The sequence below is a fragment of the Streptomyces sp. NPDC059564 genome, assembly GCF_042735575.1.
GTDB lineage: Bacteria > Actinomycetota > Actinomycetes > Streptomycetales > Streptomycetaceae > Streptomyces.
This window is the reverse complement of sequence record NZ_JBHWBP010000361.1, coordinates 1-7,665: the sequence shown is the minus strand read 5'-3', so window position 1 is coordinate 7,665 and position 7,665 is coordinate 1. Positions and strand designations below refer to the sequence as shown.

Annotated in this window: 10 protein-coding genes, 4 tRNA genes and 1 pseudogene; 9 read left to right on the top strand and 6 right to left on the bottom strand. The window is 72.4% G+C overall.

Annotated elements, in window-relative coordinates; all coding sequences use genetic code 11:
- Positions 1-41: 41 nt before the first annotated feature.
- Both ACFV0Q_RS35100 and ACFV0Q_RS35095 read left to right on the top strand, forming a co-directional pair.
- Positions 42-398, top strand: a pseudogene (locus tag ACFV0Q_RS35100) (aminoglycoside phosphotransferase family protein); the annotation flags it as partial.
- 75 nt (positions 399-473) lie between these two features.
- On the top strand, positions 474-779 hold the full coding sequence (locus tag ACFV0Q_RS35095) for a zf-TFIIB domain-containing protein (RefSeq protein WP_385011100.1): 306 nt from the start codon (positions 474-476) through the stop codon (positions 777-779).
- Positions 780-896: 117 nt separating this feature from the next.
- On the opposite strand, the gene ACFV0Q_RS35090 is transcribed toward ACFV0Q_RS35095, so the two are convergent.
- The 3 genes from ACFV0Q_RS35090 to ACFV0Q_RS35080 form a co-directional block, all read right to left on the bottom strand.
- A tRNA-Val gene (locus ACFV0Q_RS35090) sits at positions 897-971 on the bottom strand.
- 113 nt (positions 972-1,084) lie between these two features.
- A tRNA-Cys gene (locus tag ACFV0Q_RS35085) sits at positions 1,085-1,158 on the bottom strand.
- 41 nt (positions 1,159-1,199) lie between these two features.
- Positions 1,200-1,272: transfer RNA gene (locus ACFV0Q_RS35080), tRNA-Gly, on the bottom strand.
- Positions 1,273-1,452: 180 nt separating this feature from the next.
- On the opposite strand from ACFV0Q_RS35080, the gene ACFV0Q_RS35075 reads away from it, so the two are divergent.
- The 3 genes from ACFV0Q_RS35075 (at position 1,453) to ACFV0Q_RS35065 (ending at position 4,239) form a co-directional block, all read left to right on the top strand.
- Complete coding sequence (locus ACFV0Q_RS35075) at positions 1,453-2,535, top strand: chorismate-binding protein (protein WP_385011099.1); 1,083 nt, start codon at positions 1,453-1,455, stop codon at positions 2,533-2,535.
- Positions 2,532-3,353, top strand: a complete 822-nt coding sequence (locus tag ACFV0Q_RS35070) for an aminotransferase class IV (RefSeq protein WP_385011097.1) — start codon at positions 2,532-2,534, stop codon at positions 3,351-3,353. Before ACFV0Q_RS35075 ends, ACFV0Q_RS35070 begins: the two co-directional genes overlap by 4 nt.
- 61 nt (positions 3,354-3,414) lie before the next feature.
- On the top strand, positions 3,415-4,239 hold the full coding sequence (locus tag ACFV0Q_RS35065; protein ID WP_385011095.1) for a GNAT family N-acetyltransferase: 825 nt from the start codon (positions 3,415-3,417) through the stop codon (positions 4,237-4,239).
- On the opposite strand, the gene ACFV0Q_RS35060 is transcribed toward ACFV0Q_RS35065, so the two are convergent.
- A complete protein-coding gene (locus ACFV0Q_RS35060; protein ID WP_385011093.1) occupies positions 4,236-4,730 on the bottom strand; it encodes a DsbA family protein in 495 nt (164 codons plus the stop codon). The two genes, ACFV0Q_RS35065 and ACFV0Q_RS35060, sit on opposite strands and share 4 nt — an antisense overlap.
- 153 nt (positions 4,731-4,883) lie before the next feature.
- Between ACFV0Q_RS35060 and ACFV0Q_RS35055 the strand changes: the two genes are divergently transcribed.
- Positions 4,884-5,324, top strand: a complete 441-nt coding sequence (locus ACFV0Q_RS35055; protein WP_385011091.1) for a hypothetical protein — start codon at positions 4,884-4,886, stop codon at positions 5,322-5,324.
- A 158-nt stretch (positions 5,325-5,482) separates the two neighbouring features.
- On the top strand, positions 5,483-5,674 hold the full coding sequence (locus ACFV0Q_RS35050; protein ID WP_385011089.1) for a hypothetical protein: 192 nt from the start codon (positions 5,483-5,485) through the stop codon (positions 5,672-5,674).
- Here ACFV0Q_RS35050 and ACFV0Q_RS35045 read toward each other — a convergent pair.
- Complete coding sequence (locus ACFV0Q_RS35045; RefSeq protein WP_385011087.1) at positions 5,615-6,241, bottom strand: CGNR zinc finger domain-containing protein; 627 nt, start codon at positions 6,239-6,241, stop codon at positions 5,615-5,617. The genes ACFV0Q_RS35050 and ACFV0Q_RS35045 overlap by 60 nt on opposite strands.
- Positions 6,242-6,462: 221 nt before the next feature.
- Complete coding sequence (locus ACFV0Q_RS35040) at positions 6,463-6,876, bottom strand: SsgA family sporulation/cell division regulator (protein WP_030011909.1); 414 nt, start codon at positions 6,874-6,876, stop codon at positions 6,463-6,465.
- A gap of 177 nt (positions 6,877-7,053) precedes the next feature.
- Here ACFV0Q_RS35040 and ACFV0Q_RS35035 point away from each other — a divergent pair, with 177 nt between their 5' ends.
- Both ACFV0Q_RS35035 and ACFV0Q_RS35030 read left to right on the top strand, forming a co-directional pair.
- The gene (locus ACFV0Q_RS35035) at positions 7,054-7,491 is read left to right on the top strand and encodes a TIGR02611 family protein (RefSeq protein WP_385011085.1); all 438 of its coding nucleotides are present in this window, start codon (positions 7,054-7,056) and stop codon (positions 7,489-7,491) included.
- 57 nt (positions 7,492-7,548) lie between these two features.
- A tRNA-Val gene (locus ACFV0Q_RS35030) sits at positions 7,549-7,620 on the top strand.
- Positions 7,621-7,665: the final 45 nt, after the last annotated feature.

The following is a 7,665-nucleotide window of genomic DNA, read 5'->3' as shown; positions in this document are numbered from 1 at the left end:
GGCCTCCCAGCGCTCCGCGCGGCCCTGCGGGTCCGCGATGACGCCACCCCGCCCCCGACGGCCCCTGGCGGCTCATCGACGTCGACGACCTCGGTCTCGGCACCCCCGCCTGGGACCTGGCCCGCCCGGCCGCCTGGTACGCGGCCGGGATCCTCGCCCCCGACGCCTGGCTGCGCTTCCTCGACGCCTACCGCGCCGCCGGCGGCCCGGCCGCGGGCCCGCCCGGCACCGACCCCTGGCCGGAACTCGACCTCGCCGCCCGGGCGCTGACCGTACAGACGGCGGCCCTCGCCCTCGCCAAGGCGGTCCCCGCCCGCCGGGCGCTGGACGAGGCGGAGCGGCTGATGCTGGATTCCTGTGTCCGAATGGCTACATTCCGGGCCGAGTTGGAGCCGTAGCTCCGTCGTAAGGTGAGCGGGAGGTGCCGGGCGTGCGTCCGGTACCGGCGCAGACGGCGAGGAGTTGAACCGGTCATGCAGTGTCCGAAGTGTCACGCGATGATGCACACCTACAACCGCAACGGCGTTCAGATCGAGCAGTGCAGCGGCTGCCGCGGCATCTTCCTCGACTACGGCGAGCTGGAGGCGCTGACCCGCCTGGAATCGCAGTACACGACGCAGCAGTACGGCCAGGTCCCGCCGCCCGCCGCGCCGCCGGCCCCGTACCCGGCCCAGCACGCGGCCCCCGCCTGGGGCGCCCCCCAGCACGGCGGCCACCACGGCCACGGGCACCACGGCCACCACAAGGGCGGTTTCGGCCGGAAGCTCTTCTCCTCCTGAGGCCCCTGAAGCCCCTGAGGCCCCAGAGGCCCCGCGTTCCCCGACAGCCCCGGGGAACGCGGAAGCCCCCGGGAACGCGAAAGCCCCGGCCGTCGTGACGGCCGGGGCTTCCCGAGCTGGTGCGCGATACTGGGATTGAACCAGTGACCTCTTCCGTGTCAGGGAAGCGCTCTCCCGCTGAGCTAATCGCGCGGGACCGCGGTGCGAAACCGCAGGTGGTACGTGTACTGCGTGCGCGATACTGGGATTGAACCAGTGACCTCTTCCGTGTCAGGGAAGCGCTCTCCCGCTGAGCTAATCGTCCTTGGAGGTGGAGACGGGATTTGAACCCGTGTAGACGGCTTTGCAGGCCGTTGCCTCGCCTCTCGGCCACTCCACCATGGAGCTGTAGGGGTTCTCGGGAAGAAATCCCCCACTTCGAGCGGACGACGAGACTCGAACTCGCGACATCCACCTTGGCAAGGTGGTGCTCTACCAACTGAGCTACGTCCGCAGGTCACCGTGTTCGCTCCGGGGTTTTCCCCCTTCGCTCCCTGGCGACGTGTTGAACTCTAGCGGATTCCCGGGCCAGCTCAAAAACGCGTTTCCGCAGCGTGCTGCCGCCCGATCACCACCGGTCACCCGGCAGTCACCTCCCCGGCGCCATCGCGTCACCGGTCATAGACTCGCAGCCGTGCACGACCTGCCTCCCCTGGCCCGCTTCGGCGGCCTTCTCGCGACCGACCTCCGTGATGTCACCGGTGACGCCTCGGCCCTCGACTCCACCGGGTTCTGGGCGGTGACCGCAGACTTCGAAGGCCGGCTGGTCTGCGCGCGCTTCGGGGACATACGCCCCGACCCCGTTCCCGCACCCGTCCCCGGGGCCTGGACCGGCCCCGCCGCCGACCGCTGGTCCTCCTCCCTCGACCGCTCCGCGTACGTCGCGGGCGTGCGCCGCATCCGCGAGTACATCGCGGCCGGGGAGGTCTACCAGGCCAACCTCTGCCGCGTGATGTCCGCGCCGCTGCCCGACCCGGCCCGGGCCGACGTCGACGCCCTCACCGCCCTGCTCGCGCGCGGGAACCCCGCCCCCTATGCAGGAACGATTCGGCTCCCGGCCCACGGCGTGGAGATCGCCACCGCCTCTCCCGAGCTCTACCTGAGCCGCGCCGGCCGTCACATAGAGTCCGGCCCCATCAAGGGCACCGGCCGCACCGTGGCCGACCTGCTGCCCAAGGACCACGCCGAGAACGTGATGATCGTGGACCTCGTACGCAACGACCTGGGCCGGGTCTGCGCCACCGGCTCCGTGACCGTCCCCGAGCTGTGCGCCGTCGAGGAGCACCCGGGCCTCGTCCACCTGGTCTCCACCGTCAGCGGCGAACTCGCCGAGGGCACCGGCTGGGCCGAACTGCTCGCCGCGACCTTCCCGCCCGGCTCCGTCACCGGCGCCCCCAAGTCCTCCGCCCTGCGGATCATCGAGGAACTGGAGACCGCCCCCCGCGGCCCCTACTGCGGAGGCGTCGGCTGGGTCGACGCCGACCGGGGCACCGCCGCCCTCGCGGTGGGCATCCGCACCTTCTGGATAGACCGCGAGACCCCCGGCGGGCCCCGCCTGTGCTTCGGCACCGGCGCCGGGATCACCTGGGGATCCGACCCCGACCGCGAGTGGGCGGAGACCGAACTGAAGGCCGCCCGGCTGGTGGCGCTAGCGTCGGGGGAGCGAGAGCCGGGCCCGCACGGGGCCCGCGACCTGAGTGGAGGAACCGTACGGTGAGGATCTGGCTCGACGGAACGCTGCGGGACGGGCACGACGCGAAGGTGTCCGTACTGGACCACGGGCTCACCGTGGGCGACGGGGTCTTCGAGACCCTCAAGGCCCAGGACGGAACCCTCTTCGCGCTCACCCGCCACCTGGACCGGCTCACCCGCTCCGCCCGCGGCCTCGGCCTGCCCGACCCGGACCTCGACGAGGTGCGGCGCGCCTGCGCCGCCGTGCTCGACGCCAATCCGATGCCGCTCGGCCGACTGCGGATCACCTACACCGGCGGCCCGTCCCCGCTCGGCTCCGACCGCGGCGACGCGGGCCCCACCCTGGTCGTCGCCGTCGGGGAGACCACTCGCCGCCCCGACACCACCGCGGTGATCACCGTCCCCTGGGTGCGCAACGAACGCTCCGCGCTGACCGGCCTGAAGACCACCTCGTACGCCGAGAACGTGGTCGCCCTGGCCCGGGCGCACGCCGACGGGGCCTCCGAGGCCCTGTTCGCCAACACCGTCGGCCGGCTCTGCGAGGGGACGGGCTCCAACGTCTTCGTCGTCCTCGACGGGGAACTGCACACCCCGCCCGTCGCCTCCGGCTGCCTCGCGGGCATCACCCGCGCGCTGGCCGTCGAATGGACCGGCGCCAAGGTCACCGACCTGCCCTTCGAGGCGCTGGAGCGGGCCGAGGAGGTCTTCCTCACCTCCACCCTGCGCGACGTGCAGGCCGTCCACCGCGTCGACGGCCGCACCCTGTCCGCCGCCCCCGGTCCCGTCACCGCCAAGGCCATGCGCGTCTTCGACGAACGCGCCGGATCGGACCTCGACCCGTAGCCGTCCCCGCGGCCGGGATACCCCGTAGCCACGGCGCCGCGGGGCGGGTAGAACTCGACGGATGACCACCACCCTGCGGCCCTCGGGGCCGCTCCAGCAGAACGACGACGGCGCCCGCTCGCGCCCCTACGAGGTCCGCGTCAACAGCCGGCGCGTGGGGGCGCTGGTGATCGCCGCCGACACGCCCTTCGGGCCGACGGTGGGGGAGATCCGCGACCTGGTCATCGACGGACCGGACCGCCGCCGCGGCCGCGCCACGGTCGCGGCGCTCGCCGCCGAGGAGGTGCTGCGCGGCTGGGGCTGCCGCCGGGTACGGATCTGCGTACCGGCCGGCTCGGCGGGCGGACTGCGCCTCGCCGCGGCCCTCGGCTACACCGAGCACAGCCGCACCATGGCCAAGGACCTCCCGGCCGAGCCGCCCGCCCTCGCCGGGGACGCCGTCGGCCGCCCCATGACGCAGGCCGAGTTCGAGGTCTGGCTGGCCCGCGCCCAGGAGACGTACGCGCGCAGCTGGACCGCCCGGGGCATGTCGCCCGAGGCGGCGCGCGCCAAATCGCGGGCCGACCACGACCGGCAGCTGCCGCAGGGCCTGGCCACCCCCGGGGTCTCCATCGTCGTCCTGGAAGCGGGCGGGACCCCGGTCGGCCAGGTGTGGCTCGCCTCGGAGGCCGACGGCGGGTTCGTCTTCGACGTCGAGGTCGCCGAGGACCAGCGGGGCCGCGGCCACGGCCGGAACCTGATGCTCCTCGCCGAGCGCACGGCCCTCGCCGCGGGCCACCGCCGGCTGGGCCTCCACGTCTTCACGGACAACACCCCGGCGGTGCGGCTCTACGAGTCCCTCGGTTACGTCACGACGCGGCTGAACTGCGCCAAGGACCTGATCTAGGCCGCGAGCAGCCGGTCCGCGATCTCCTCGATGCGGGCGCGCAGGCCCTCCTGGCTCTTGCCGCCGTCGAGGCGCTCGCCGTCGATCACGTACGTCGGAGTGCCGGTCACGCCGATGGCCTTGCCCTCGGCCTGGTCGGCGTCGACGATCAGGATGTGCCGCCCGTCGATCAGGGCGGTGTCGAACTCCTCGGCGTCCAGGCCCAGTTCACGCGCCACGTCCAGCAGGACGGCCTCGCCGCGCTCGCCGAGCTCGGCGGTGCGGGCCAGGACGGCCTCCGTGTACGGCCAGCCCTGCCCCTGCTCGGCCGCCTCCTCGGCGGCCTGGGCGGCGGCGAAGGCGTGCTTGTGCTTCTCCAGCGGGAAGTGCCGCAGCCGGATGTCCAGCCGGTCGCCGTAGCGGGCCCGCAGGGCGCGTACGTCGTCCAGAGCGCTGTGGCAGTCCGGGCACTGGAGTTCGCACCAGACGTCGAGGATCACGGAATCGGTCATACGGACAGTCTCCCAGACCCCCCGGGGAGGAGATCCGACCCCGAGATGTCCCGGAGATCCGCCCCGTCGGGCCCCTGGACATGGCCCCGACGGCACCGGCCGGTGCAGGATGGAAGGGACAGATCGCCCATCCGTCCAGAGCCGGAGGACCGCATGCTTGCCGAGACCATATGTGCCGCGGTGTCCGCCGCGGGCCTGGGCGTCGCCGCCGTGACCGCGTACCGCAAGCGATTCCTGGCCGCCACGCGGATCGCGGCCTACTCCCTGGTGCCGGTGGCCCTGGTGATGACCGGAGTCGTGGAGTGGATCTCCGGGATGGTCTTCAAGCCGTCCGTCTGGATCGGCTTCGGCCTGCTCGGTCTGGCCTGGCTGCTCTTCATGACCACCCGGGTCGTGGAACGCCGCGCCCTGGGCAAGGAGCCCGCGACCGCGAAGGCGGCCCGCGGCGGCTCCGCGCGCGAGTCCGTGGCCCCGGCCGCGTCCGCCCCCTCCCTCGGTACGGGTTCCCGTACGGGCGCCGCCCCGGCGGCCTCCGCGCCCCCGGCGGAGGACTTCTCCGACATCGAGGCCATCCTCAAGAAGCACGGGATCTGAACCCCGCCGTCGCCCCGGTGCCCGTAGCGGAAGGGGAGGCGCGCGCGGGGGAGAAGCCCCCGGGAACCACCTGAACTGACGAGAGGGAGCGAACTCCCGCGCCGATCATGGCGTGTTGAGGGCCGATCCGGCGCGCGCTGCGCGATCATCGCCCCGACATGCTCGACACATCGCAGGACGAGCCGCAGGCTCCCGCTTCCGTCGCCGAGGTCCCCCTCGCCCAGGCCCCGCTCTCCCCCGAGGGGCGCGGCTGCCTCTTCGCCCTGTCCCAGCCACCCCTGATGATCTTCCTAGGAGTGATCGGGACCCTGCTGCTGCTCGCCGCCGTGCACGACCTCTACCTGCTCTGAGCCCTCCGGCTGGGCGTCGGCCTCTTTGCGGCGGGCCCGGTACGCGGCCACGTGCAGCCGGTTCCCGCAGGTCCGGCTGTCGCAGTAGCGCCGGGAGCGGTTGCGGGACAGGTCGACGAAGGCCCGCCGGCAGTCCGGGGCCTCGCAGCGGCGCAGCCGCTCCTGCTCGCCGGAGACCACCATGAAGGCCAGGGCCATGCCGCCGTCCGCCGCCAGGTGGTCGCCCACCGAGGCGCCCGGCGCGAAGTAGTGCACGTGCCAGTCGTAGCCGTCGTGGTCGGTGAGCCGCGGCGTGGTGCCCGCGGTGGCGACCAGCTCGTTGATCAGTGCGGACGCCGCACGGGGGTTCGGTGCCGAGAAGACCTGCGCGAACTTGCTGCGCACGGTCCGCACCCCGGAGAGGTCGCGGGCGCCGAGTTCGCCGACGTCGCTGATCGCGTGATCCCGTACGAAGCCGCGCAGGGCCGCCACGTCGGACAGTCCGTCCGGCCGGTCCGGCTCGGCCGCGGTGTTCACCAGCGCGACGACGACGTCGAGCGCGCGACGGGTGTCGTGGGGGATCTGCACGGGGTCGCTCCCTGGAGGCCGGCCTTGCGGCGACGGGCCGCTGCCGCCGCTGGGGGCCGACTCTAGCGGTTGCCCCCCAGAGGGCGGCCAAGCGCACCGGCGCCGCCCTCGCGGGTGGCTTCCGCGAGGACAGCGCCGGTACGGCCGTATGTGGTTGTCCGCCCCGCACCGTCGCCCCGAGTCGGACGGTGTCGGGCGGTCACGCACTCGTGGGGGCTGGCTCAGCTTTCGGCCAGGATGTGGGAGAGCTCCTTGTCGAGGTCGAAGTGCCGGTGCTCGGTCCCGGGTGGGACCGCGGCGTCCGTCCGCTTGAGGAACGATTCGAGTGCTCGGGCGGGTGCTTCGAGCAGCGCTTCTCCCTCCGGTGAGCTCAGGGCGATGCACACGACGCCCTGACCGTGGCTGCGGGACGGCCAGACGCGGACGTCGCCGGTACCGGTGGGCCGGTGGAGGCCCTCCGCGAGGAGGTCGCGGGCGAATACCCATTCGACCGTCTCCTCGGCGCCGGTGTGGAAGGTGGCGTGCACGGCGTAGGGGTCGGCCGTGTCATACCGCAGGCCCGCGGGAACAGGCAGTGAGGACTCGCTCGACACAACGAGGCGCAGGTGCAGCTCGCAGCTGACCGTGGTGTTCATAAGCGCCAGGGCCTTTCGCTCAGTGTGCGCTCGGGGATTCGCACGTCGGCGAAATCGACATGCCACCTACGGTGCCGTTGTAAACCCCTCTGACCGTTTTGCGGACCTCTGGGTCCCTCGGACGGCGGATCCAAAGCGGCATTCACGTGTGCTTCCGGCTCCGGTAGATTCGAGGCCATGAATACGGGGAGTGACCGCGGCACCGACGAGTCCGCCACCAGCGCACCGGCCGCCGAAGAGGCGCCGCACGTCTCGAAGGCGCCCGCCTTCATCAAAGCCAACCGCAGCCTGCACCTGAGCTGGCAGGTCGGCGTCTTCATCGTCGGCCTGGCCGTCATCGGCGCCGGCATCGCCATGCTCGTCCTGCCCGGCCCGGGCTGGGTGGCGATCTTCGCCGGCCTGGCGATCTGGGCCACCGAGTTCGCCTGGGCCCACCTCGTCCTGCGCTGGACCAAGCGCAAGGTCAGCGAGGCCGCGCAGAAGGCCCTCGACCCGAAGGTGCGCCGCCGCAACATCATCCTGACCAGCATCGGCCTCGTCATCGCGGGCGCCCTGATCGGTTTCTACCTGTGGAAGTACGGCCTGGCGCTGCCGTGGAACCTGAAGGACCAGTGACCGTCCCGGGATGGTCATGGAGCACCGCTGACATGCGGTAATGTTTGCGGTGCGTCCGGGCGATTAGCTCAGTGGGAGAGCACTTCGTTCACACCGAAGGGGTCACTGGTTCGAACCCAGTATCGCCCACCCGGAGCAGAGGCCCGGAGACTCCAAAGAGTCTCCGGGCCTCTG

Bases quoted from the DNA above. Each gene is read 5' to 3' on its own strand.
- ACFV0Q_RS35095 (WP_385011100.1), top strand. From the start codon at position 474: ATGCAGTGTCCGAAGTGTCACGCGATGATGCACACCTACAACCGCAAC.
- ACFV0Q_RS35065 (WP_385011095.1), top strand. From the start codon at position 3,415: ATGACCACCACCCTGCGGCCCTCGGGGCCGCTCCAGCAGAACGACGAC.
- ACFV0Q_RS35060 (WP_385011093.1), bottom strand. From the start codon at position 4,730: ATGACCGATTCCGTGATCCTCGACGTCTGGTGCGAACTCCAGTGCCCG.
- ACFV0Q_RS35055 (WP_385011091.1), top strand. From the start codon at position 4,884: ATGCTTGCCGAGACCATATGTGCCGCGGTGTCCGCCGCGGGCCTGGGC.
- ACFV0Q_RS35050 (WP_385011089.1), top strand. From the start codon at position 5,483: ATGCTCGACACATCGCAGGACGAGCCGCAGGCTCCCGCTTCCGTCGCC.
- ACFV0Q_RS35040 (WP_030011909.1), bottom strand. From the start codon at position 6,876: ATGAACACCACGGTCAGCTGCGAGCTGCACCTGCGCCTCGTTGTGTCG.
- ACFV0Q_RS35035 (WP_385011085.1), top strand. From the start codon at position 7,054: ATGAATACGGGGAGTGACCGCGGCACCGACGAGTCCGCCACCAGCGCA.